This window comes from Pseudomonas sp. S150 (genome assembly GCF_004526365.1).
GTDB classification, from domain to species: domain Bacteria; phylum Pseudomonadota; class Gammaproteobacteria; order Pseudomonadales; family Pseudomonadaceae; genus Aquipseudomonas; species Aquipseudomonas putida_A.
In genome coordinates this window covers 5,775,806-5,800,172 of the sequence record NZ_CP038207.1, presented here as the reverse complement: position 1 = coordinate 5,800,172, position 24,367 = coordinate 5,775,806, and the positions used below count along the sequence as shown (strand labels likewise).

Sequence of the window (24,367 nt, the reverse complement as noted above, 5' to 3'; positions counted from 1 at the left end):
ATGCGCGGGATGTGGTTGTTAGCGGTGTTGCTGCTTGCAGGGTGTCAGCATGTTGCCCCGCCCCCGCCAATCCGTGGCGAAATTCGTGATCTGCACAGCGGCCAGATACTGACGGCACAGGAACTGCTGACGCGTCTGTCGGGGCCGCAACTGCTCATCATCGGCGAGCAGCATGACAACGCCGATCACCACGCCGCGCAGTTGTGGCTGTTGCAGGCACTTGGGGAGCAGCGTCCTCAGGGCAGTCTGCTGCTGGAAATGCTCACGCCGAAGCAACAGCCGAACGTTGACCAGGTTCGCCATGCAGCAGCGCTCCCTACTGATCTTCCCGCCGCGTTCGCCTGGCAGGATGGCTGGGACTGGAATCTCTATGGACCGATTGTTCGGTTCGCCCTCACGCAAGGCTATCCGCTGTTGGCGGCCAATCTGGACGACAGTGAAATCCGCGCTGTCTATCGTCAGCCGCCAGCCCTGAGCGGTGTCCGCAGCAATGCGGCCTCGGTGAAAGCCAGGCTGTTTGAGCAGATCAGCGATTCACATTGCGGCTTGCTGCCCAAATCACAGATGCCGGCGATGCTCGCGGTTCAGCAACAGCGGGATCGGCGTATGGCCGAACGCTTGATGGCTGCGCCGACGCCAGCGTTACTGTTGGCGGGTGCCTGGCATGCGCGCAAGGATGTTGGCGTGCCGCTGCATGTGCTGGATTTGGGCGCAGCCCGGGCGCCAACAGTGCTGATGCTGGCCGAGCAGGGCGCCGAGGTGACTGCGGCGATGGCCGATTACGTCTGGTACACCCCGGCCACGCCCGCGCAGGATTACTGCGCACAGATGCGCAAACGGTTCGGCCAGTGACTTTTCCACAGGCAAAAAAAGACCCGGTAAAAACCGGGTCAAATAACCGTGATTAGCCTGATGAGGAGATAATCTGAGAGTCCGAACCAAGGGCTTTTCAGAATATCGACTGATCTCGCGACCAGTTGTGATAATCATAGCGATTCTCATTAGCGAGTCAACCACTGTTTTTCCGTTTGCTTGATTTAGTCGTGCAAATGGCCGGAATGTCCCGGAAACAGGGGGCTTAACGCGCAGCCTTGATCGCACTCAGTTGCGTGATCTGCTGATTAAGCTGGCCGATGCGCCTGGCCATGCTCTCAATCAGGCTGTGGGCAATCTTCGGATTGTTACGGGTCATGCTCAGAAACTGCTCGCCTGGAATCAGCATCACCGTGCTTGGCTCGCGAGCGATGACAGTGGCATTGCGCGGTTCACCGGTGAACACCGCCATGGCGCCGAAAATCTCGTCCTTGGGCACTTCGCCGACCTTGTGCCCATCAACAAACGCTTCGGCATGCCCCTCGATGATCACGAAGACGTGATCAGCGGCATCGCCCTGCCGGATCAACACCTCACCACTCTCGACCCGTTTGAAGCCATTGGTGCTGCGAAACTCCCGTGGCTTCAGTTCGGCCACCGCGTGAGCCAGCAGCGCCATCTGCCCCAGCAGATACTCAAGCCACTGTTCGGCCCGGCCCGGTTCGGCATACAAATGCTGGAACAGTTCGGTTCGCCGATAGGGCAGCAAGCGCGATGGTCCGTCGCTGCGCAGACGGCAGTCGGCCCAGGCGTCACCTTGCTGCAGACCGAGCAGATCGCCTTCCTGCCAGTAAAAGAGCGCACGACCGCCGATATAGCCGTGGATCACGCCTTCTGTCAGCAGAAACAGCTGATCGTGTGGGAGCTGCTCCATCAGGTCGTCAGAGATTTCTGGCTCAAAGGCTGGCCCGCACGGCGCAAGGCCTTCCAGCCAGCGCGCGGGCAAGCTCTGCAAACGATTGATCAGTGCATCGACCGGTGCCGATTGTTCTCCGAGCAGATACATGGCCGTCAGTGCCTGTTCAGTTCTTGTGGCGCGAGGAAATGGCTTCGAGCTGCTTGTTCAAGGCGTCTTTGCGTTCGGCCGGGATGTCGTTCCAGTGCACATCCATCAGCGCCCCTTCGATCGCGTACAACAACACCTTTGATGCGCGAAACCCGCGGGTACGCACGGCCCGATAGGCGTCCACCGCCCCCAGGCGACGCAAGTCCGAGGCGCTGTGGATGCCCACGGCATGCAGCCACTGCGCCGACGTCTTGCCAAGATTCTTCAGGTGTTGCAGTTCATCATTCATCAAGCCTCCTTGCGACGGCCGAATGGTGCGTGGGCGATCTTCTCAGGAGTGTAGCCATCAGTAGGAAAAGCGTGGTTGTTTGGTCGGATTCGACGCAAACGCTTCTAAGAAAGGCGATGAGATCTGGCGAATGCAATAGTAAGGAGTGTGACGCATACAACTGTAGGAGTGAGCCTGCTCGCGATAGCGGCGTAACAGCCGACATCCATTTTGAATGTCAGTCGGCTATCGCGAGCAGGCTCACTCCTACAAGGGGAGGGTGTTGTGTCAGGGGCTGCCGATGGTGCTCAGCGAGTGCGATAGCGCAGGCGGGTGCCGAAATTCATCGACATCAGGATCTCGTCCGCACTCAGTTCCGGCGGGAAGTACGCGCCGGAAATCTGCGCATGGGCCAGGCTCGCGCCTTCGAGTGATGCATTACGGAAGTCGATGCCACGCAAATCGGCAGAACGGAAGTAGGCGTCCCGGAAATCCACGCCATCGGCGTTCAGTTCACGCAAGTCGAGACCACGAAAGTCGCCACCAACCATGTCGATCGGGCCGTCGTTCGGGCGTTCCTTGTTGAAGCCTGTGATGTCGTCTTTGTGCAGCAAGGCATAAAGCGGGGTGTCGAGAAGTTTCGGCTGGCTCATGTCACATCACCTGTTGGTTTTATGACGCCAGTATAGTGCCACTATTTGACGGCCGTGAAGCAAGCGAGGGCTTCACGGCCGAAATAGTTTCTTACAGGCCTGGCAGGCGCTGGCGGATCTGCGCCACTACGGTGTCGAGGGTCCCGCTTTCATTGGTCTGTACGCGTTTGCTGCGCAGAATTTCTTCTGGCGTCAGCGCTTCGCGGCTGGCCTGCTGGGCCTCGATTACCGCTAGCGTGGCGTCGGAAGGATCCTTCTTGTCTGCCTGACGAATCGCCAGCCAGCTCTCGATCACGGCTTGCGGTGCGTTGCAGTCGAGGATCAGGAACGGCGTGCCGGTGGCTTCGGCGACTTGAGCGGCGTTGTCGCGTTGCTCGCGCTTGAGGTAGGTCGCATCGATCACTACCGGGAAACCGGCGTGCAGGATCACTCCGGCAATCTCATGCAGGCGGGCATAAGTGGCGGCGCTGGCGTCGGCACTGTAAATCCCCGCCTGCACGTCGTTGGCTACGGTCTGCTCACCGAACAGGCGCTTGCGCTCGACGTCGGAACGCAGGCGAATCGCGCCCAGCGCTTCGACCAGACGCATCGCCACGTGGCTCTTGCCGACAGCCGATACGCCGTGGGTGATGGCCATGAAGCGCGAAGGAATGGTGCTGTAGCTTTCCGCCAGGTTGGCGTAGTTGCGGTACTGGCGCAGGGTGGTGGCGCGCTGCACCGGGGTGGCGTCCGCCGGCATGCTGAACAGTGCAACTTTGGCGCGAACCAGTGCGCGGTAGGCTTTATAGAAGTTCAGCACTTCCAGGCCTTGATAGTCGCCGGTCAGCTCCAGGTACTGGCTGATGAAGCGGCGGGCCAGGGATTTCAGGCCACGGTCTTCCAGGTCCATCGCCAGGAAACCGGTGTCGGCCCAGACGTCAGTGAAGCGGAACGGTTCGTTGAACTCGATGCAGTCGAAGATCACCACTTTGCCATTGATGACAGTGGCGTTGCCCAGGTGGATGTCACCGTGGCATTCGCGAGTGAAACCCTCGGCCTTGCGCTGGGCGAACAGTGGTTTGAGGCGTTCGAAGCTGCTCTCAGCCCAGGCTTGCAGGGCCTCGAGTTGCAGCAGATCGTTTTTGTCGCTGAGGAACGGCAGGATCTGCTCGAAGTTCTGGCGCACCGGGGCCATCACGCTGTCCGGGGTACCGGCCTCGTGGTCGGCCGGGACTTTTGGCGCACTGAGGTGGAATTTGGCGATCTGCTCGGCCATTTCATCAATGTGCTGAGTGGTCAGCTCACCGTTGGCCTGCAGGGTGCTGAGCAGGCCGGTCTGCGGGAATTGACGCATCTTCAGCACATATTCGATCACCGGGCCGTCGCCACCCAGTTGTGGCGCCTCGACGCTGCCGGTCACCGGCAACACGTCCAGATACAAATCGTCGGTCAGACGCTGGTTCAGACGCAGTTCTTCAGCGCAGAAATGTGCGCGCGACTCTAGGCCAGTGAAGTCGAGGAAGCCGAAATTCACTGGTTTCTTCACTTTATAAGCAAACGGGCCGGTGAGGATCACCCACGAGATATGGGTTTCGATGACCTGGAACCCTTCGACGGGGTGCGGGTAGAGGGCCGGGTTTTGCAGGGCAGCGATCAGGGACTGGCTCACGGGCGATCCTTCAGAGACTGGGAAATTCGAGGTCGCCATTATGGCCGCTCGCCAGCCTGACGCAAACCTCGGAGCGCTCCTGTTGAGTATGAATAAAGTGCGTATAATCCGCCGCCATGACTCGAACTCGATCCCCCCGTACCAAGAAAAAACCAGTCTCCAAGGGCCTCAGCCCATGGTTGAGCTGGGCCATTAAACTCAGTCTGGTCGGCCTTGTGGTGCTGGCCGGCTTCGCCGTTTACCTCGATGCCGTGGTGCAGGAGAAGTTCTCCGGCAAGCGCTGGACCATCCCGGCCAAGGTATACGCGCGTCCGCTTGAGCTGTTCGTCGGACAAAAGCTCAGCAAGGACGATTTCCTCACCGAGCTCGATGCCTTGGGCTATCGCCGCGAAGCCGTGAGCAATGGCCCCGGTGCTGCTGCCGTCAACGGCAATACCGTTGATCTGAACACTCGTGGCTTCCAGTTCTATGAAGGCCTGGAAAAAGCCCAGCCGGTGCGCGTGCGCTTCTCCGGCGACTATGTGGCCGAACTCTCGGGGCTCAATGGCGGTAAATTGTCCGTGGTGCGGCTTGAGCCGCTGATGATCGGCGGCATTTACCCGAAAAACCTTGAAGACCGCATCCTGATCAAGCTCGATCAGGTGCCACCGTACCTGCTGGAAACCCTGGTAGCGGTGGAAGACCGCGACTATTACAGCCACTGGGGCGTGTCGCCGAAATCGATTGCCCGGGCCATCTGGGTCAATACCTCTGGCGGCAAGATGACCCAGGGCGGCAGTACGCTGACCCAGCAGTTGGTGAAAAACTTCTACCTCACCAACGAGCGCAGCCTCAGCCGCAAGCTCACCGAAGCGATGATGGCGATGCTGCTGGAGCTGCACTACGACAAGAAGGAAATTCTTGAGGCCTACCTCAACGAAGTCTTCGTCGGGCAGGACGGTCAGCGTGCGGTGCACGGCTTTGGTCTGGCCAGTCAGTTCTTCTTCGGTCAGCCATTGTCCGAGCTGAAGCTGCATCAGGTAGCGTTGCTGGTCGGCATGGTCAAAGGGCCGTCCTACTACAACCCGCGCCGCAACCCCGAGCGTGCGCTGGAGCGGCGTAACCTGGTGCTCGACGTGCTTGAGCAGCAAGGCGTGGCGACTGCCGAACAGGTTGAAGCGGCGAAGAAAATGCCCTTGGGCGTGACCACGCGCGGCAAGCTTGCCGACAGCTCGTTCCCGGGCTTTATCGATCTGGTCAAACGCCAGTTGCGCGAAGACTATCGCGATGAGGACTTGACCGAAGAAGGCTTGCGGATCTTCACCAGTTTCGACCCGATTCTGCAGATGAAGGCCGAAGCGTCGGTGAATGACACCTTTAAACGCCTGGCTGGACGCAAGGGCTCCGATGACGTGGAAGCGGCGATGGTCGTGACCAACCCGGAAACCGGCGAAGTGCAGGCGATGATCGGTAGTCGTCAGGCCAGTTACGCCGGTTTCAACCGGGCGCTGGACGCCGTGCGGCCGATCGGTTCCCTGGTCAAGCCAGCGGTGTATCTGACCGCACTGGAAAAACCGAGCCGTTACACGCTGACCAGTTGGCTTTCGGATGATCCGCTGTCGATCAAAGGCGCGGACGGCCAGGTGTGGAAGCCACAGAACTACGACCGTCGCTCCCACGGCACAGTCTTCCTCTATCAAGGGCTGGCGCATTCGTACAACCTGTCGACCTCGCGCCTGGGTCTGGAAGTCGGTGTGCCGAATGTGCTCAAGACCCTTGCGCGTCTGGGCGTGACCCGGGAATTCCCGGCGTTCCCGTCGATGCTGCTCGGGGCTGGCGGCATGACCCCGATCGAAGTGGCGACCATGTATCAGACCCTCGCCAACGGTGGTTTCAATACGCCGATGCGCGGGATTCGCAGTGTGCTGACCGCCGATGGCGAACCACTCAAGCGTTATCCGTTCCAGATCGAGCAGCGTTTCGATCCGGCGTCCATCTACCTGATCCAGAACGCCATGCAGCGTGTGATGCGTGAAGGTACCGGCAGCTCGGTTTATAACGTGCTGCCCAAGACCCTGACGCTGGCCGGCAAGACCGGTACCAGTAACGATTCGCGTGACAGCTGGTTCGCCGGTTTCAGTCAGGATCTGCTGGCGGTGGTCTGGCTGGGGCGCGACGACAACGGCAAGACCCCGTTCACCGGGGCGACCGGTGCGCTGCAGGTGTGGACCAGTTTCATGCGCAAAGCCGATCCGCTGCCGCTGGACATGCCACAGCCGGACAACATTGTGCAGGCGTGGGTCGATTCGCGTACCGGGCAAGGCTCCGATGCCAACTGTCCGGGGGCGGTGCAGATGCCGTATATTCGCGGCAGCGAACCGCCACCCGGCGCCGCGTGTGCAAGCGAAACGCCTGCCTCCCCGGAGTCGGTGATGGATTGGGTCAAGGGCTGGATGAATTAAGCAAAGAGGGTTTCAAGTGAACAAGTGGTTGATTCCAGCGGTGACTGCCGTGGCTTTGCTCAGCGGCTGCTCTACCGTGCAGCGTGGTTCGATCCCGGTGGTGGACTCCGGCACAGCCGTATCCAACAGCGAACGGCTGTCGGCCAACGGCGGTTTCCGCAAGACGACGGTCAAACGCCCAGTCCAGGGCCAGGCGCAATCCCAGGCCATCCCGCAAGGCGATACCGGCGTGGTGGTGATGGTGCCGGGTGGTGGCGCCACGACATCGGCACCGATCAGCTCCTCGCCGATCGTTCCGGGCCCGGCTTCCGGCGGTATCACCGCGGGGCCGTACAACCCGTCGCCGGTCGAATCGGCACCGATCAACTCCGGCAGCTACAGCATGCCTTCGACGCCAAGCGGCATTCCTTCGGCCAGCAGTGGCGGTGGTCTGTCGGCGGACGAGCAACTGGATGGCCCGGTGCTCGCCTTGCTGACCACTGCGCAACAGCAGCAGGCTGTTGGCGACCTCAACGGTGCGTCTTCCAGCCTGGAGCGTGCTCAACGCGTTGCCCCGCGTGAACCGCAAGTGCTCTATCGTCTGGCGCAAGTACGCATGGCTCAAGGTGATGCGCCACAGGCCGAGCAGTTCGCCCGTCGTGCACTGACCATGGCCAACGGTCGTCCGGACTTGCAGGCCAACCTATGGGAAATCATCGCGCAGTCCCGTGAGAAACAAGGCGATTCCGCCGGCGCAGCGCTGGCTCGTCAGAAGGCCAAGGTTTCGCTGTGATGGATTCCCGTTTCCCGAAAATCGCCGATCAGTTGCTGCTGATCGAGCGCGAACTGCGCACGCAGGGTTGGTGGGACGAGGTCCAGCCGTCCGCCGAGGCTTTGAGCAGTGTGGAGCCGTTTTCGGTCGACACGCTGGATTTCGAGCAATGGCTGCAATGGATCTTCCTGCCACGGATGAAAATGATCCTTGAGCAGGATCTGTCGTTGCCCAACGCCTCGGGCATTCAGGAAATGGCTGAAATGGTCTTCGCCCAGCGCAATCTGCAGGGCAAGGATCGACAGCTGCAGGTGCTGCTCAAAGAGTTTGACCTGCTGATCACCGCTTCCCGCTAGAGCCGATCCCCTGTAGGAGCTGCCGCAGGCTGCGATCTTTTGATCTTGCTTTCAAAGATCAAAAGATCGTGCGATCGCGGCCCGAGCCTGCGACAGCTCCTACAGGTGACTATTCGCAGTTCTGCGCAATCTGCTTCTGCGCTTCGACAATGCGCTCCTGCCGCTGCGCATCATCCAGCCGCCGTAATTGTCCTTCCACTTCCTCCCTCAACCGCGGATTGTTCTGCAATTGCGCCAGGTTCGTCCGTGCCTGTTCGCAAAATGCCTTGAGCTGCGCCTGCTGCTCCGCCACCTGTTTCTTCACCTTGTCGTCGATGGCTTTCTGATCGCCCAGCGCACCGCTGCCAGGCATGGCGGCAGGTTTCGGTGGGGGCGAGGAGGGCGTCTGCACAGTCGTCGCCGGCAGCCCTTGCGGTGGCTGCGCATCGAAGTGCGTGACGCCCTGGGCATCTACCCATTTGTAGATTTGAGCGGCCGAGCACCAGGGGCTGAGGCCGATCAGCAGAGTTAACAGAAGCGTTCGCATGCTGATTCCTTGGCAAAATTGCGCAATTGACGCTAACAGAGTAGCTGTTTTCAGGTTTTTTCTTGCGTTCTCATGTGCTTACCCACAATTAAGCACATTGACGGCTTGACTTGGAGAGGGCGAAACAGAAGAATCCAAAGTCCGCTGTAGAGGGACTGCCAGAAGCAGACCCACTCGGTAGATCATGAGGCGCATATCCGCGTCGACCTGTTACACCCGCAACGCGTTACCTCGCGCTGGGTGGGAAAGGCCCGCAACACTTGGGACGATCCCAATACTTGCTCAGTCAGTGCTGACGTAGTCGGCGACCACCGTCGCTCATGCTCTGCCGAGAAGTAAACCTATTAAGACCCGCCCCTTTTGTGTGGACGGTATTCTGGCGTTTTAGAGGTGAACAACGTGGAGCTTTTATCTGGCGGTGAGATGCTCGTCCGCTTCTTGCGTGACGAAGGCGTCAAATATATCTACGGGTACCCGGGTGGTGCTCTTCTTCATGTTTACGATGCCCTGTTCAAAGAACCGGAAGTGACCCACATCCTGGTTCGTCACGAACAAGCGGCCACCCATATGGCTGACGGTTACGCCCGTGCCACCGGTAAAGCCGGCGTGGTATTGGTGACATCAGGTCCTGGCGCCACAAACGCCATCACCGGTATCGCCACCGCCTATATGGATTCGATTCCAATGGTGATCATTTCCGGTCAGGTGCCAAGCACCATGGTCGGCACCGACGCGTTCCAGGAAACCGACATGATCGGTATCTCCCGGCCGATCGTGAAGCACAGCTTCATGATCAAGCACGCCTCGGAAATCCCGGAAGTCATGAAGAAGGCCTTCTACCTGGCGCAGTCCGGTCGTCCGGGCCCGGTCGTGGTCGATATCCCGAAAGACATGACCAACCCGGCCGAGAAGTTCGAATACATTTTCCCGAAAAAAGCCAAGCTGCGTTCCTACAGCCCGGCCGTCCGCGGTCACTCCGGGCAAATCCGCAAGGCGGCAGAAATGCTCCTGGCAGCCAAACGCCCAGTGCTCTATTCCGGTGGCGGCGTGATCCTCGGCAACGGTTCCGCACCGCTGACCGAACTGGCGAAAATGCTCAACCTGCCAGTGACCAACACCTTGATGGGCCTGGGCGGTTTCCCTGGCACCGACCGGCAGTTCATCGGCATGCTCGGCATGCACGGCAGCTACACCGCCAACCTGGCGATGCACCATGCCGACGTGATCCTGGCTGTCGGCGCGCGTTTCGATGACCGTGTGATCAACGGCGCGGCGAAGTTCTGCCCGAACGCCAAGATCATCCACATCGACATCGACCCGGCTTCGATCTCCAAGACCATCAAGGCCGACGTGCCAATCGTTGGCCCGGTGGAGAGCGTCCTGACCGAAATGGTCGCGATCCTCAAGGAAATCGGCGAGACCCCGAACAAGGAGTCCGTTGCCAGTTGGTGGAAGCAAGTCGATGAGTGGCGCGGTGATCGCGGCCTGTTCCCATATGAAAAGGGCGACGGCAGCCTGATCAAGCCACAGACCGTGATCGAGACCCTGTGCGAAGTGACCAAAGGCGATGCCTTCATCACTTCCGACGTGGGCCAGCACCAGATGTTCGCGGCGCAGTACTACACGTTCAACAAGCCGAACCGCTGGATCAACTCCGGTGGTCTGGGCACCATGGGCTTCGGTTTCCCGGCGGCCATGGGCATCAAGTTGAGCTTCCCGGATGACGACGTTGCCTGCGTCACCGGTGAAGGCAGCATCCAGATGAACATCCAGGAGCTGTCGACCTGCCTGCAATATGGCTTGCCGGTGAAAATCGTCATCCTGAACAACGGTGTTCTGGGGATGGTTCGTCAGTGGCAGGACATGAGCTATGGCAGCCGCCACTCGCACTCTTATATGGAGTCGCTGCCTGACTTCGTCAAACTGGCTGAGGCCTACGGTCACGTCGGCGTGCGCATCACCGATTCGAAAGACTTGAAGTCGAAGATGGAAGAGGCGTTCGCCATGAAAGATCGTCTGGTGGTGATCGATATTTCGGTCGATACCAGCGAGCACGTCTATCCGATGCAGATCAAAGACGGCTCCATGCGCGATATGTGGCTGAGCAAGACGGAGCGTACTTAATCATGCGGCACATTATTTCCCTGCTTCTGGAAAACGAACCCGGCGCTTTGTCTCGCGTAGTCGGCCTGTTCTCGCAGCGCAACTACAACATTGAAAGCCTGACGGTGGCGCCAACCGAAGACCCGACTCTGTCGCGTCTGACGCTGACCACTGTTGGCCACGATGAAATCATCGAGCAGATCACCAAAAACCTGAACAAGCTGATCGAAGTGGTCAAGCTGGTGGACCTGTCGGAAAGCGCTCACATCGAGCGCGAGCTGATGCTGGTCAAGGTCAAGGCCACTGGCGCCCAGCGCGCCGAGATCAAACGCACCACCGATATTTACCGTGGACAGATCGTCGACGTCAGCGCCAGCGTGTATACCGTTCAACTGACCGGTACCAGCGACAAGCTCGACAGCTTCATTCAGTCCATCGGCACCGCATCGATTCTGGAAACCGTCCGTAGCGGCGTGACCGGCATTGCCCGCGGCGACAAAGTACTCAGCATCTAAACCAAATTAGCGAATGGCCTGAACGGCCTGGATATATAGGGGAAATTCATGAAAGTTTTCTACGATAAAGACTGCGACCTGTCGATCATCCAGGGCAAGAAAGTTGCCATCATCGGTTACGGTTCCCAGGGCCACGCCCAAGCGTGCAACCTGAAAGATTCCGGTGTCGACGTAACCGTCGGTCTGCGTAAAGGTTCGGCTACCGTTGCCAAAGCCGAAGCTCACGGCCTGAAAGTGACCGACGTGGCCGCCGCTGTTGCCGGCGCCGACCTGGTCATGATCCTGACCCCGGACGAATTCCAGTCCCAGCTGTACAAGAACGAAATCGAGCCGAACATCAAGAAAGGCGCCACCCTGGCCTTCTCCCACGGTTTCGCGATCCACTACAACCAGGTTGTTCCGCGTGCCGACCTCGACGTGATCATGATCGCGCCGAAAGCGCCGGGTCACACCGTGCGTTCCGAGTTCGTGAAGGGCGGCGGTATCCCTGACCTGATCGCGATCTACCAGGACGCTTCGGGCAACGCCAAAAACGTTGCACTGTCCTACGCAGCTGGCGTGGGTGGCGGTCGTACCGGCATCATCGAAACCACCTTCAAGGACGAGACCGAAACCGACCTGTTCGGCGAACAAGCCGTACTGTGCGGCGGTACCGTTGAGCTGGTGAAAGCCGGTTTCGAAACTCTGGTTGAAGCTGGCTACGCGCCGGAAATGGCCTACTTCGAGTGCCTGCACGAACTGAAGCTGATCGTTGACCTCATGTACGAAGGCGGTATCGCCAACATGAACTACTCGATCTCCAACAACGCTGAATACGGCGAGTACGTGACCGGCCCGGAAGTGATCAACGCCGAATCCCGTCAGGCCATGCGCAACGCCCTGAAACGTATTCAGGACGGCGAATACGCCAAAATGTTCATCAGCGAAGGCGCGACCGGCTACCCTTCGATGACCGCCAAGCGTCGTAACAACGCCGCTCACGGTATCGAAATCATCGGCGAGCAACTGCGCTCCATGATGCCGTGGATCGGTGCCAACAAGATCGTCGACAAAGCCAAAAACTAAGTCGTCATCCTTGTACGAAAAACGCGGCCTCGGCCGCGTTTTTTCGTTTGAAACCGATGGTTCTGGTATAAAGCTGCATCGTTTGTGGCCGAACCGTCGTCACAGGCACCTGTCGAAACTTTCCAAACCGTTGCAAGGTAATGTCCATGAGCGAACGTCCCGAAGAGCCGAACCAGGCTTCTGACGCCGAAAGCCTGCTGCCCATCGATGAACATGTCGAGGAAGGGCACGACGCAGAAGGTCGTAAAGTCCGGCATCGTGGTATCTATCTGCTGCCGAATCTGTTCACCACTGCGAACCTGTTCGCAGGGTTTTATTCCATCATCAACTCGATGAGTGCCCAGGCTGCCTTGAGCGCCGGTGACTCTGCGAATGCGAGCAAGTATTTCGCCTTCGCCGCGATCGCGATTTTTGTGGCCATGGTGCTCGATGGTCTTGATGGCCGTGTAGCGCGCATGACCAATACGCAAAGTGCCTTCGGCGCCGAGTATGACTCGTTGTCGGACATGGTCGCGTTCGGTGTAGCGCCGGCGCTGCTGGCCTTTGGCTGGGCATTGGGCGACATGGGCAAGGTCGGCTGGATGGTCGCCTTCATCTATGTAGCCGGCGCGGCATTGCGTCTGGCGCGTTTCAATACCCAGGTCGGTACGGCTGACAAGCGATACTTCATCGGCCTGGCCAGCCCGGCAGCTGCCGGCGTGGTCGCAGGCATCGTCTGGGCGTTCAGCGATTACGGCATTCAGGGTTCGAAGATGTCGTTCCTGGTCGCCTTGATGGTGGCGGCTGCCGGCATGTTGATGGTCAGCAACATCAAGTACAACAGCTTCAAGGAGCTGGACTTGAAGGGGCGCGTGCCGTTCGTGGCGATCCTCGCCGTGGTGCTGGTGTTCGCCGTGGTGTTCAGCGATCCACCGCGAATTCTACTGCTGGTGTTCCTCGGTTACGCCGCTTCCGGTCCTGTGCAATACCTGTTGCGTCTTCGTCGTCACAAAAACGCCGAATGATGTAATTTCCCGCATACTCCGCAGTCTATGGGTGCATCTGTCCTCCAAAGCTGCGGAGTTGCCATGCTGATCAAAATCCCCAAAGCGTCCGACTGCCATGAGTCGGATGTCACGCCTGAATCCATTTATCTTTCTCGTCGCCAATTGCTCGGAGCTACCGCGGCCGGTATCGCCGTGAGCAGCCTGCCGCGTTGGGCCAGTGCCGGGGATGCGGCGCGTTATGCCGATGTCGAGCCGGGCAAGACGCCTGCCTGGTTTGCCGAGAAGCTTCCTTCTACCAAGTGGGGCGCCGTCAACGCCAAGGACGAGGCGATCACGCCTTATAAAGACGCGACCCATTACAACAACTTCTATGAGTTCGGTACCGACAAGGGTGATCCGGCGGCCAATGCCGGTTCGCTGAAAACCGAGCCGTGGAGCGTTGTCGTCGATGGGGAGGTGGGTAAGCCAGGGCGTTACGCGCTGGAGGACTTCATGAAGCCGTACCAGTTGGAGGAGCGTATCTATCGCCTTCGCTGTGTTGAGGCGTGGTCGATGGTCATCCCGTGGATCGGCTTTCCGATCTCTGCGCTGCTCAAACAGGTCGAACCCACCTCCAACGCCAAGTACATTCGCTTTGAGACTCTGCAGGATCCCAAAAGCATGCCAGGCCAGCGTTCGGGGTTCGCCCTGATCGATTGGCCTTATGTAGAAGGCTTGCGCCTGGATGAGGCGATGAATCCCTTGGCGATTCTGGCGGTAGGCATGTATGGCCGCGAGTTGCCGAATCAGAACGGTGCGCCGCTGCGTCTGGTGGTGCCGTGGAAGTACGGCTTCAAGAGTGTGAAGTCCATTGTGCGGATCAGTCTGGTCAGCGAGCAGCCCAAGACCACTTGGCAGAGCATCGCGGCAGATGAATACGGGTTTTATGCCAACGTGAATCCGACGGTTGATCATCCGCGCTGGACTCAGGCACGGGAGCGGCGTCTGCCGAACAGTCTGTTCAAGCCGAATGTGCGTGATACACAGATGTTCAACGGCTATGCGGATGAAGTCGCTTCTTTATATACAGGGCTCGATCTGCGGAAGAACTACTGATGCGATATCCGTTCTGGCGTGTAGGCGTTTTTATCGCTGCGGCGATTTGGCCATTGCTTTGGTTTTATCAGGCGTTCGCCGATTTGCTCGGGCCGGATCCTGGCAAAGTCCTGGTTGATCGATTGGGGCTGGGGACGCTGGTATTGCTGCTGATCACTTTGAGCATGACGCCGTTGCAGAAATTGACGGGGTGGGCGGGCTGGATTGCTGTGCGCCGTCAGTTGGGACTTTGGTGTTTTGCCTATGTGGGTCTGCATTTGTTCAGCTATATGGCGTTTATCCTCGGCTTCGACTGGTCGCAGTTGGGCGTGGAGTTGCGTAAGCGGCCATACATTATTGTCGGCACACTGGGTTTTCTCGGGTTGTTGGCGTTGGCAGTAACCTCTAATCGCTACAGCCAGCGTCGTTTAGGTGTGCGCTGGAAGAAACTGCATCGGTTGGTCTACGTGATTCTGGGGCTGGGATTGCTTCATATGTTGTGGATCGTGCGTGCTGATCTCAAGGAGTGGGCGATCTATGCCTTTATAGGTGCAGTGCTTTTACTGCTGCGTGTGCCTGCCGTTGCCCGTCGAATCCCGCGTTTATTGGCTAAAAAGCAGGTTTTGCAATAAAACTGAAATTAACGGTTGACGGCAGATTCAGGAGGTCTATAATTCGCCCCACTTCCGGCGCAGTCGAAACGGAAAACTCCTTGAGATTCAATGAGTTACGCAGTTTTCGACAGCGACTTGCTTCAGTTCATCGAAGCCTGGAAGGAGTTGAAAGAGCGGTGATGTTTGGCTCTTTTGACGGTTCGATCTTCTCGGTCGAAAGCGGAGAAAAAGAGGTGTTGACAGCAGCGTGTAACGCTGTAGAATTCGCCTCCCGCTAACGAGAGATCGGAAGCGCAAGTGGTTGAAGTTGTTGAAGAAATCTTCGAAAACTTCTGAAAATAATCACTTGACAGCAAATGAGGCTGCTGTAGAATGCGCGTCTCGGTTGAGACGAAAGATCTTAACCAACCGCTCTTTAACAACTGAATCAAGCAATTCGTGTGGGTGCTTGTGGAGTCAGACTGATAGTCAACAAGATTATCAGCATCACAAGTTACTCCGCGAGAAATCAAAGATGTAACCAACGATTGCTGAGCCAAGTTTAGGGTTTCTTAAAAACCCAAAGATGTTTGAACTGAAGAGTTTGATCATGGCTCAGATTGAACGCTGGCGGCAGGCCTAACACATGCAAGTCGAGCGGATGAAAGGAGCTTGCTCCTGGATTCAGCGGCGGACGGGTGAGTAATGCCTAGGAATCTGCCTGGTAGTGGGGGACAACGTTTCGAAAGGAACGCTAATACCGCATACGTCCTACGGGAGAAAGCAGGGGACCTTCGGGCCTTGCGCTATCAGATGAGCCTAGGTCGGATTAGCTAGTTGGTGAGGTAATGGCTCACCAAGGCGACGATCCGTAACTGGTCTGAGAGGATGATCAGTCACACTGGAACTGAGACACGGTCCAGACTCCTACGGGAGGCAGCAGTGGGGAATATTGGACAATGGGCGAAAGCCTGATCCAGCCATGCCGCGTGTGTGAAGAAGGTCTTCGGATTGTAAAGCACTTTAAGTTGGGAGGAAGGGTTGTAGATTAATACTCTGCAATTTTGACGTTACCGACAGAATAAGCACCGGCTAACTCTGTGCCAGCAGCCGCGGTAATACAGAGGGTGCAAGCGTTAATCGGAATTACTGGGCGTAAAGCGCGCGTAGGTGGTTTGTTAAGTTGGATGTGAAATCCCGGGCTCAACCTGGGAACTGCATCCAAAACTGGCAAGCTAGAGTATGGTAGAGGGTGGTGGAATTTCCTGTGTAGCGGTGAAATGCGTAGATATAGGAAGGAACACCAGTGGCGAAGGCGACCACCTGGACTGATACTGACACTGAGGTGCGAAAGCGTGGGGAGCAAACAGGATTAGATACCCTGGTAGTCCACGCCGTAAACGATGTCAACTAGCCGTTGGGAGCCTTGAGCTCTTAGTGGCGCAGCTAACGCATTAAGTTGACCGCCTGGGGAGTACGGCCGCAAGGTTAAAACTCAAATGAATTGACGGGGGCCCGCACAAGCGGTGGAGCATGTGGTTTAATTCGAAGCAACGCGAAGAACCTTACCAGGCCTTGACATCCAATGAACTTTCCAGAGATGGATTGGTGCCTTCGGGAACATTGAGACAGGTGCTGCATGGCTGTCGTCAGCTCGTGTCGTGAGATGGGTTAAGTCCCGTAACGAGCGCAACCCTTGTCCTTAGTTACCAGCACGTTATGGTGGGCACTCTAAGGAGACTGCCGGTGACAAACCGGAGGAAGGTGGGGATGACGTCAAGTCATCATGGCCCTTACGGCCTGGGCTACACACGTGCTACAATGGTCGGTACAGAGGGTTGCCAAGCCGCGAGGTGGAGCTAATCCCACAAAACCGATCGTAGTCCGGATCGCAGTCTGCAACTCGACTGCGTGAAGTCGGAATCGCTAGTAATCGCGAATCAGAATGTCGCGGTGAATACGTTCCCGGGCCTTGTACACACCGCCCGTCACACCATGGGAGTGGGTTGCACCAGAAGTAGCTAGTCTAACCTTCGGGAGGACGGTTACCACGGTGTGATTCATGACTGGGGTGAAGTCGTAACAAGGTAGCCGTAGGGGAACCTGCGGCTGGATCACCTCCTTAATCGACGACATCAGCTGCTCCATAAGTTCCCACACGAATTGCTTGATTCATTGAAGAAGACGATAGAAGCAGCCCGAAATTGGGTCTGTAGCTCAGTTGGTTAGAGCGCACCCCTGATAAGGGTGAGGTCGGCAGTTCGAATCTGCCCAGACCCACCAATTTTTGTGTGGGAAACCTGTAGAAATACGGGGCCATAGCTCAGCTGGGAGAGCGCCTGCCTTGCACGCAGGAGGTCAGCGGTTCGATCCCGCTTGGCTCCACCACCACTGCTTCTGAAGTTTGAAAGCTTAGAAATGAGCATTCCATCGCTGTGATGGTGAATGCTGATTTCTAGTCTTTTGATTAGATCGTTCTTTAAAAATTTGGGTATGTGATAGAAAGATAGACTGAACGTTACTTTCACTGGTAACGGATCAGGCTAAGGTAAAATTTGTGAGTGACTCTTAAGAGTTTTGCGAATTTTCGGCGAATGTCGTCTTCACAGTATAACCAGATTGCTTGGGGTTATATGGTCAAGTGAAGAAGCGCATACGGTGGATGCCTTGGCAGTCAGAGGCGATGAAAGACGTGGTAGCCTGCGAAAAGCTTCGGGGAGTCGGCAAACAGACTTTGATCCGGAGATGTCTGAATGGGGGAACCCAGCCATCATAAGATGGTTATCTTGTACTGAATACATAGGTGCAAGAGGCGAACCAGGGGAACTGAAACATCTAAGTACCCTGAGGAAAAGAAATCAACCGAGATTCCCTTAGTAGTGGCGAGCGAACGGGGACTAGCCCTTAAGTGGCTTTGAGATTAGCGGAACGCTCTGGAAAGTGCGGCCATAGTGGGTGATAGCCCTGTACGCGAAAGTCTCTTAGTCATGAAATCGAGTAGGACGGAGCACGAGAAACTTTGTCTGAATATGGGGGGACCATCCTCCAAGGCTAAATACTACTGACTGACCGATAGTGAACTAGTACCGTGAGGGAAAGGCGAAAAGAACCCCGGAGAGGGGAGTGAAATAGATCCTGAAACCGTATGCGTACAAGCAGTGGGAGCCCACTTTGTTGGGTGACTGCGTACCTTTTGTATAATGGGTCAGCGACTTATTTTCAGTGGCGAGCTTAACCGAATAGGGGAGGCGTAGCGAAAGCGAGTCTTAATAGGGCGTCTAGTCGCTGGGAATAGACCCGAAACCGGGCGATCTATCCATGGGCAGGTTGAAGGTTAGGTAACACTGACTGGAGGACCGAACCGACTACCGTTGAAAAGTTAGCGGATGACCTGTGGATCGGAGTGAAAGGCTAATCAAGCTCGGAGATAGCTGGTTCTCCTCGAAAGCTATTTAGGTAGCGCCTCATGTATCACTGTAGGGGGTAGAGCACTGTTTCGGCTAGGGGGTCACCCGACTTACCAAACCGATGCAACCTCCGAATACCTACAAGTGCCGAGCATGGGAGACACCGGCGGGTGCTAACGTCCGTCGTGAAAAGGGAAACAACCCAGACCGTCAGCTAAGGTCCCAAAGTTATGGTTAAGTGGGAAACGATGGGGAAGGCTTAGACAGCTAGGAGGTTGGCTTAGAAGCAGCCACCCTTTAAAGAAAGCGTAATAGCTCACTATCGAGTCGGCCTGCGCGGAAGATGTAACGGGGCTCAAACCATACACCGAAGCTACGGGTATCACGCAAGTGATGCGGTAGAGGAGCGTTGTAAGCCTGTGAAGGTGAGTTGAGAAGCTTGCTGGAGGTATCAGAAGTGCGAATGCTGACATGAGTAACGACAATGGGTTGTGAAAAACACCCACGCCGAAAGACCAAGGTTTCCTGCGCAACGTTAATCGACGCAGGGTTAGTCGGTCCCTAAGGCGAGGCTGAAAAGCGTAGTCGATGGAAAACAGGTTAATATTCCTGTACTTCTGGTTATTGCGATGGAGGGAGAAGGCTAGGCCAGCTTGGCGTTGGTTGTCCAAGTTTAGGTGGTAGGCTGAGATCTTAGGTAAATCCGGGATCTTAAGGCCGAGAGCTGATGACGAGTTACCTTTTAGGTGACGAAGTGGTTGATGCCATGCTTCCAAGAAAAGCTTCTAAGCTTCAGATAACCAGGAACCGTACCCCAAACCGACACAGGTGGTTGGGTAGAGAATACCAAGGCGCTTGAGAGAACTCGGTGAAGGAACTAGGCAAAATGGCACCGTAACTTCGGGAGAAGGTGCGCCGGTGAGGGTGAAGGACTTGCTCCGTAAGCTCATGCCGGTCGAAGATACCAGGCCGCTGCGACTGTTTATTAAAACACAGCACTCTGCAAACACGAAAGTGGACGTATAGGGTGTGACGCCTGCCCGGTGCCGGAAGGTTAATTGATGGGGTTAGCTAACGCGAAGCTCTTGATCGAAGCCCCGGTAAACGGCGGCCGTAACTATAACGGTCCTAAGGTAGCGAAATTCCTTGTCGGGTAAGTTCCGACCTGCACGAATGGCGTAACGATGGCGGCGCTGTCTCCACCCGAGACTCAGTGAAATTGAAATCGCTGTGAAGATGCAGTGTATCCGCGGCTAGACGGAAAGACCCCGTGAACCTTTACTATAGCTTTGCACTGGACTTTGAATTTGCTTGTGTAGGATAGGTGGGAGGCTTTGAAGCGTGGACGCCAGTTCGCGTGGAGCCATCCTTGAAATACCACCCTGGCAACTTTGAGGTTCTAACTCAGGTCCGTTATCCGGATCGAGGACAGTGTATGGTGGGTAGTTTGACTGGGGCGGTCTCCTCCTAAAGAGTAACGGAGGAGTACGAAGGTGCGCTCAGACCGGTCGGAAATCGGTCGTAGAGTAAAGGCAAAAGCGCGCTTGACTGCGAGACAGACACGTCGAGCAGGTACGAAAGTAGGTCTTAGTGATCCGGTGGTTCTGTATGGAAGGGCCATCGCTCAACGGATAAAAGGTACTCCGGGGATAACAGGCTGATACCGCCCAAGAGTTCATATCGACGGCGGTGTTTGGCACCTCGATGTCGGCTCATCACATCCTGGGGCTGAAGCCGGTCCCAAGGGTATGGCTGTTCGCCATTTAAAGTGGTACGCGAGCTGGGTTTAGAACGTCGTGAGACAGTTCGGTCCCTATCTGCCGTGGACGTTTGAGATTTGAGAGGGGCTGCTCCTAGTACGAGAGGACCGGAGTGGACGAACCTCTGGTGTTCCGGTTGTCACGCCAGTGGCATTGCCGGGTAGCTATGTTCGGGAAAGATAACCGCTGAAAGCATCTAAGCGGGAAACTTGCCTCAAGATGAGATCTCACTGGAACCTTGAGTTCCCTGAAGGGCCGTCGAAGACTACGACGTTGATAGGTTGGGTGTGTAAGCGCTGTGAGGCGTTGAGCTAACCAATACTAATTGCCCGTGAGGCTTGACCATATAACACCCAAGCAATCTGAATGCTCGAAAGAGACCAGATTGCGGTGTGTGAAGACGCAATGAACCGAAAGTTCGCGATGCTCACAAAACACCTGTATCACATACCCGATTTGCTGAAGCGAGGCCAGCCGGTCACGAGTCAGTACCCGAATTTCTTGACGACCATAGAGCGTTGGAACCACCTGATCCCATCCCGAACTCAGAAGTGAAACGATGCATCGCCGATGGTAGTGTGGGGTTTCCCCATGTGAGAGTAGGTCATCGTCAAGATTAAATTCCGAAACCCCAATTGCGAAAGCAGTTGGGGTTTTGTTTTGCCCGCAGGAAAGTATTTTTACTTAGGCAGCGAACAATTTTGCACAGTTATTTTCGAATCAGAACACTAGAATAACCCCCATCTTCTTCGGAGCCAGAGCCTTTATGTCAAATCCGGTTGACGCCCAAGGGCTGTCAGATTTACCGCTGGAAGACTTGGTGGCCTGTCATGAGTGCGACCTGCTGATGCGCAAGCCCAAGCTTGCCCATGGCGAGAAAGCACTCTGCCCGCGCTGCGGTTACGAGTTGTACGCCCATCGCCATAATGTGGTGCAGCGCAGCCTTGCCTTGGTGATCGCAGCATTATTGCTGTATATCCCGGCAAACTTTTTACCCATCATGCAACTCAATATCCTCGGACAATCTTCGCAGGATACGGTCTGGAGCGGCGTGCTCGGCTTGTTCAATACGGACATGCAGGGCGTTTCGATCGTTGTATTCCTGTGCAGTATGGCTATTCCGTTGCTGAAGTTGCTGTGCCAGTTATTCGTTTTGCTGACGATTCGATTCAACGTCGGACGCAGTTACGGCTTATTGCTCTACCGCATTTATCACCACCTCAAAGACTGGGGAATGCTCGAGGTCTACCTCATGGGCGTCCTCGTGGCGATCGTCAAACTGGCGGACATGGCGGCCATCACCGTCGGCCTCGGTCTGGCGTGTTTCATCGGTTTGTTGTTGGTTCAGGTCTGGCTGGAAGTGGTGATGTCACCGCATCAGATCTGGCAGGCGTTATCAGGAGAGGATGCCCATGCGGGCGATTGATGCGGGCATTCTGATCTGTACCGAATGCCATGAATTGAACAAACGGGATGCGGACACCGACGAGCAGACCTGCACCCGCTGCGGTGCGCTGGTTCACGCTCGTCGTCCGAACAGTCTGGCCCGAACCTGGGCCCTGCTGATCACGGCTGCGATTATCTACATCCCGGCCAATGTGTTGCCGATCATGACGGTCAGTTCGCTGGGGCAGGGCGACCCGAGCACCATCATGTCCGGCGTGATCCAGTTGGTGCAGCACGGCATGATCCCGATTGCCGCCGTGGTGTTCATCGCCAGTATTCTGGTGCCGACCTTCAAACTGGTGGGCATCGCACTGCTGCTGTTTTCGGTGCAGCGGCGTCAGCCGTTGTCCGCGCGGCAGCGGATCTGGATGTACCGCTTCATCGAGTTCATCGGTCGTTGGTCGATGCTCGACATCTTTGTGATCGCCATTCTGGTGGCGGTCGTCAACTTCGGCCGGCTTGCCAGTGTCGAAGCCAACCTTGGCGCCATCGCCTTCGCCAGTGTGGTGATTCTGACGATGCTTGCCGCAGTAACTTTCGATCCCCGACTGATTTGGGATAACACGGAGTCGGACGACGACCATGACTGATTTGCCTGTAGCGAAAACCCGACCGGCCTCCAACTGGTCTGCCATTTGGGTACTGCCTCTGATTGCCCTGATCATCGGTGGCTGGCTCGGCTGGCGTGCCTATAACGAAACCGGCATCGAGATTCAGGTGCGTTTCGAAAGCGGTGAAGGCATCCAGGCCAACAAGACCGAAGTGGTCTACAAGGGCATGCCGGTGGGTAAGGTGAAGACGCTCAAACTTGATGACGAGGGTAATTCCAAAGGGGTGATTGCCACCGTCGAGATGAACAAGGACGTCGAGCAATACCTCAAGACCAGCACCCGCTTCTGGCTGGTGAAACCGAGCGTGACCCTGGCCGGCATCACCGGTCTGGAAACCCTGGTTTCAGGTAACTACGTGGCCATCAGTCCCGGTGAAGGCGAGCCGACCCGCAAGTTCAAGGCGCTGGCCGAAGAGCCGCCGCTATCGGACTCCAAGCCCGGCCTGCACCTGACGATCAAGGCCGATCGCCTTGGTTCGCTGAACCGCGGCAGTCCGGTGTTCTACAAGCAGATCAAGGTCGGTCAGATCAAAAGCTACGTGCTGTCTGAAGACCAGAGCACCGTTGAGCTCAAAGTGTTCATCGAGCCGACCTACGCCAAACTGGTGCGCAAACATACACGTTTCTGGAATGCCAGCGGCATCAGCATCGACGCCAACCTGTCCGGGGTGAAGGTACGCAGTGAATCCCTGGCGAGCATCGTCGCCGGCGGTATTGCCTTCGCCACTCCGGAGAATCGCAAGGACAGTCCGCCCACCGATCCAAGCCTGCCGTTCCGTCTCTATGAGGACTTCGACGCCGCCGCTGCCGGTATTCGGGTCAAGGTCAAACTCAGTGACTTCGAAGGCTTGCAGGCCGGCCGTACGCCGGTGATGTACAAAGGCATTCAGGTCGGCAACATGAAAGCGTTGAAAATCGATCCGGATCTGAACAGCGCCACGGCCGAGCTGACGCTGGATCCTCTGGCCGAAGACTATCTGGTCGAAGGCACGCAGTTCTGGGTGGTCAAACCGTCGATTTCCCTGGCCGGTATCACCGGACTCGAAGCGTTGGTGAAAGGTAACTACATTGCCGTGCGTCCGGGCGACAAAGGTGCCGCGCCGAAACGCGAATTCGAGGCGCGGCCAAAAGCGCCGCCGCTGGATCTGCGTTCGCCGGGTCTGCATCTGGTGCTGTTCACCGATGTTCTGGGTTCGATCGAAGTCGGCAGTCCGATTCTGTACAAACAGGTCAAGGTCGGTTCGGTACAGAGCTATCAGTTCTCCAAGACCAAAAAACAAATCGTCATCGGCGTGCATATCGAGAAGGAATACGAAAACCTGGTCAACGCATCGACACGCTTCTGGAATGTCAGCGGCATCACCCTCACCGGTGGTCTTACGGGTGGTATTCAAGTGAAGAGCGAGTCGTTGCAGACATTGATGGCCGGCGGTATCGCTTTCGAAACGCCGCAAGCCAAAGCGCCGCTGCAAAAGCGTATTCCGCGCTTCCGTCTGTTCGCCAACCATGACGAGGCCAACCAGAAAGGCACTTTGGTCACGATCAAGGTCGACCGCGCCGATGGTTTGCGTCCGGGCACACCGATTCGTTTCAAAGGGCTGGATGTCGGCAAGATTGAAGACGTCGATCTGACTGACGATTTGCAAGCCGTGATGATTACCGCGCGGATCACCGAAGTACCGGAGCGCATTGCGCGGGTCGGCAGTCAGTTCTGGGTGGTCAAGCCGGAGTTGGGACTGATCAAGACCCAGAACCTGGAAACCCTGGTCACCGGGCAATATGTGGAAGTGCAGCCGGCGGCGAAAAATCTCGGCCCGCAGAAGAACTTCGTTGCGCTGGCCAGTCCGCCGGAAGTGAGCAAGCAGGAGGCTGGCTTGAGTCTGGTGTTGAGCGCCGCGCGCCGTGGCTCGCTGAAACCGGGCGTACCCGTGACCTACCGCGAAATCACCGTGGGCAAGGTCACCGGTTATGAACTGGGCCAGACGGCTGACCGGGTGTTGGTGCATATTTTGATCGAGCCGAAATACGCGCCGTTGGTGCGCAGTGGCAGCCGATTCTGGAACACCAGCGGCGTTGGTTTCGACATCGGCTTGTTCAATGGTCTGACGGTGCGCACGGAGTCGCTGGAGACGGCGATTCAGGGTGGTATCGCCTTCGCTACGCCGGACGGTGAGCGCATGGGCACCCCGGCACGGCCTGAGCAGACGTTCCCGTTGTTCGACAAGTTCGAGGATGAGTGGCTGACCTGGGCGCCGAAGATTTCGCTCGGTAAATAACCCGCCATTG

General features: G+C 56.9%; 18 protein-coding genes, 2 tRNA genes and 3 rRNA genes. 18 read left to right on the top strand and 5 right to left on the bottom strand.

Features of this window, described 5'->3' with window-relative positions; translation table 11 throughout:
- Positions 1 to 852 (top strand): ChaN family lipoprotein, encoded by an 852-nt coding sequence (locus E3Z29_RS26910; protein WP_134787340.1) that lies wholly within the window; start codon positions 1 to 3, stop codon positions 850 to 852.
- Positions 853 to 1,078: 226 nt separating this feature from the next.
- Here the strand turns inward: E3Z29_RS26910 and E3Z29_RS26905 are convergent, their stop codons facing one another.
- From E3Z29_RS26905 to E3Z29_RS26890, 4 genes are all read right to left on the bottom strand, one after another.
- The gene (locus tag E3Z29_RS26905; protein WP_134787339.1) at positions 1,079 to 1,879 is read right to left on the bottom strand and encodes a Crp/Fnr family transcriptional regulator; all 801 of its coding nucleotides are present in this window, start codon (positions 1,877 to 1,879) and stop codon (positions 1,079 to 1,081) included.
- 16 nt (positions 1,880 to 1,895) lie between these two features.
- On the bottom strand, positions 1,896 to 2,168 hold the full coding sequence (locus tag E3Z29_RS26900) for a TfoX/Sxy family protein (RefSeq protein WP_003228231.1): 273 nt from the start codon (positions 2,166 to 2,168) through the stop codon (positions 1,896 to 1,898).
- 287 nt (positions 2,169 to 2,455) lie between these two features.
- Positions 2,456 to 2,800 carry a pentapeptide repeat-containing protein gene (locus E3Z29_RS26895; protein ID WP_098965625.1) on the bottom strand — a complete coding sequence of 115 codons (345 nt, stop codon included), beginning with the start codon at positions 2,798 to 2,800 and terminating at the stop codon, positions 2,456 to 2,458.
- Between the two features lie 91 nt (positions 2,801 to 2,891).
- Complete coding sequence (locus E3Z29_RS26890; RefSeq protein WP_134787338.1) at positions 2,892 to 4,448, bottom strand: bifunctional aminoglycoside phosphotransferase/ATP-binding protein; 1,557 nt, start codon at positions 4,446 to 4,448, stop codon at positions 2,892 to 2,894.
- A 116-nt stretch (positions 4,449 to 4,564) separates the two neighbouring features.
- Here E3Z29_RS26890 and mrcB point away from each other — a divergent pair, with 116 nt between their 5' ends.
- Genes mrcB through E3Z29_RS26875 form a run of 3 tightly spaced genes read left to right on the top strand, consistent with a single transcriptional unit; the run spans position 4,565 to position 7,996 of the window.
- Positions 4,565 to 6,889 (top strand): penicillin-binding protein 1B, encoded by a 2,325-nt coding sequence (gene mrcB / locus E3Z29_RS26885; protein WP_097089183.1) that lies wholly within the window; start codon positions 4,565 to 4,567, stop codon positions 6,887 to 6,889.
- Between the two features lie 16 nt (positions 6,890 to 6,905).
- The gene (locus E3Z29_RS26880) at positions 6,906 to 7,661 is read left to right on the top strand and encodes a hypothetical protein (RefSeq protein WP_134787337.1); all 756 of its coding nucleotides are present in this window, start codon (positions 6,906 to 6,908) and stop codon (positions 7,659 to 7,661) included.
- Positions 7,661 to 7,996 carry a YqcC family protein gene (locus E3Z29_RS26875; protein WP_134787336.1) on the top strand — a complete coding sequence of 112 codons (336 nt, stop codon included), beginning with the start codon at positions 7,661 to 7,663 and terminating at the stop codon, positions 7,994 to 7,996. Before E3Z29_RS26880 ends, E3Z29_RS26875 begins: the two co-directional genes overlap by 1 nt.
- A gap of 109 nt (positions 7,997 to 8,105) precedes the next feature.
- Here E3Z29_RS26875 and E3Z29_RS26870 read toward each other — a convergent pair whose 3' ends face one another.
- On the bottom strand, positions 8,106 to 8,522 hold the full coding sequence (locus E3Z29_RS26870; protein ID WP_095140088.1) for a DUF4124 domain-containing protein: 417 nt from the start codon (positions 8,520 to 8,522) through the stop codon (positions 8,106 to 8,108).
- Positions 8,523 to 8,921: 399 nt separating this feature from the next.
- On the opposite strand from E3Z29_RS26870, the gene E3Z29_RS26865 reads away from it, so the two are divergent.
- The 14 genes from E3Z29_RS26865 to E3Z29_RS26795 all read left to right on the top strand — a co-directional run bounded on the left by E3Z29_RS26865 (position 8,922) and on the right by E3Z29_RS26795 (position 24,357).
- Complete coding sequence (locus E3Z29_RS26865) at positions 8,922 to 10,646, top strand: acetolactate synthase 3 large subunit (protein ID WP_027614081.1); 1,725 nt, start codon at positions 8,922 to 8,924, stop codon at positions 10,644 to 10,646.
- Positions 10,647 to 10,648: 2 nt separating this feature from the next.
- Positions 10,649 to 11,140 (top strand): acetolactate synthase small subunit, encoded by a 492-nt coding sequence (gene ilvN, locus E3Z29_RS26860; RefSeq protein WP_003205610.1) that lies wholly within the window; start codon positions 10,649 to 10,651, stop codon positions 11,138 to 11,140.
- 48 nt (positions 11,141 to 11,188) lie between these two features.
- Positions 11,189 to 12,205 carry a ketol-acid reductoisomerase gene (gene ilvC / locus E3Z29_RS26855; protein ID WP_007959661.1) on the top strand — a complete coding sequence of 339 codons (1,017 nt, stop codon included), beginning with the start codon at positions 11,189 to 11,191 and terminating at the stop codon, positions 12,203 to 12,205.
- Between the two features lie 146 nt (positions 12,206 to 12,351).
- Positions 12,352 to 13,209, top strand: a complete 858-nt coding sequence (gene pssA, locus E3Z29_RS26850) for a CDP-diacylglycerol--serine O-phosphatidyltransferase (protein WP_027614080.1) — start codon at positions 12,352 to 12,354, stop codon at positions 13,207 to 13,209.
- A 63-nt stretch (positions 13,210 to 13,272) separates the two neighbouring features.
- Positions 13,273 to 14,286 carry a protein-methionine-sulfoxide reductase catalytic subunit MsrP gene (msrP, locus tag E3Z29_RS26845; protein WP_134787335.1) on the top strand — a complete coding sequence of 338 codons (1,014 nt, stop codon included), beginning with the start codon at positions 13,273 to 13,275 and terminating at the stop codon, positions 14,284 to 14,286.
- On the top strand, positions 14,286 to 14,897 hold the full coding sequence (gene msrQ, locus E3Z29_RS26840; protein WP_134787334.1) for a protein-methionine-sulfoxide reductase heme-binding subunit MsrQ: 612 nt from the start codon (positions 14,286 to 14,288) through the stop codon (positions 14,895 to 14,897). Before msrP ends, msrQ begins: the two co-directional genes overlap by 1 nt.
- Positions 14,898 to 15,450: 553 nt before the next feature.
- Positions 15,451 to 16,983 (top strand): 16S ribosomal RNA (locus E3Z29_RS26830).
- Positions 16,984 to 17,064: 81 nt separating this feature from the next.
- Positions 17,065 to 17,141 (top strand) — tRNA-Ile (locus tag E3Z29_RS26825).
- Positions 17,142 to 17,170: 29 nt separating this feature from the next.
- Positions 17,171 to 17,246 (top strand) — tRNA-Ala (locus tag E3Z29_RS26820).
- A 247-nt stretch (positions 17,247 to 17,493) separates the two neighbouring features.
- Positions 17,494 to 20,371 (top strand): 23S ribosomal RNA (locus E3Z29_RS26815).
- Between the two features lie 154 nt (positions 20,372 to 20,525).
- Positions 20,526 to 20,641: ribosomal RNA gene (gene rrf, locus E3Z29_RS26810) — 5S ribosomal RNA — on the top strand.
- The 16S, 23S and 5S rRNA genes sit together here with 2 tRNA genes alongside, the layout of an rRNA operon.
- Before the next feature lie 150 nt (positions 20,642 to 20,791).
- Positions 20,792 to 21,451 carry a paraquat-inducible protein A gene (locus E3Z29_RS26805; protein ID WP_095136780.1) on the top strand — a complete coding sequence of 220 codons (660 nt, stop codon included), beginning with the start codon at positions 20,792 to 20,794 and terminating at the stop codon, positions 21,449 to 21,451.
- Positions 21,438 to 22,061, top strand: a complete 624-nt coding sequence (locus E3Z29_RS26800) for a paraquat-inducible protein A (RefSeq protein WP_027612260.1) — start codon at positions 21,438 to 21,440, stop codon at positions 22,059 to 22,061. The genes E3Z29_RS26805 and E3Z29_RS26800 overlap by 14 nt, the downstream gene beginning before the upstream one ends.
- Positions 22,054 to 24,357 (top strand): PqiB family protein, encoded by a 2,304-nt coding sequence (locus tag E3Z29_RS26795; protein WP_134787333.1) that lies wholly within the window; start codon positions 22,054 to 22,056, stop codon positions 24,355 to 24,357. The genes E3Z29_RS26800 and E3Z29_RS26795 overlap by 8 nt, the downstream gene beginning before the upstream one ends.
- Positions 24,358 to 24,367 lie beyond the last annotated feature (10 nt).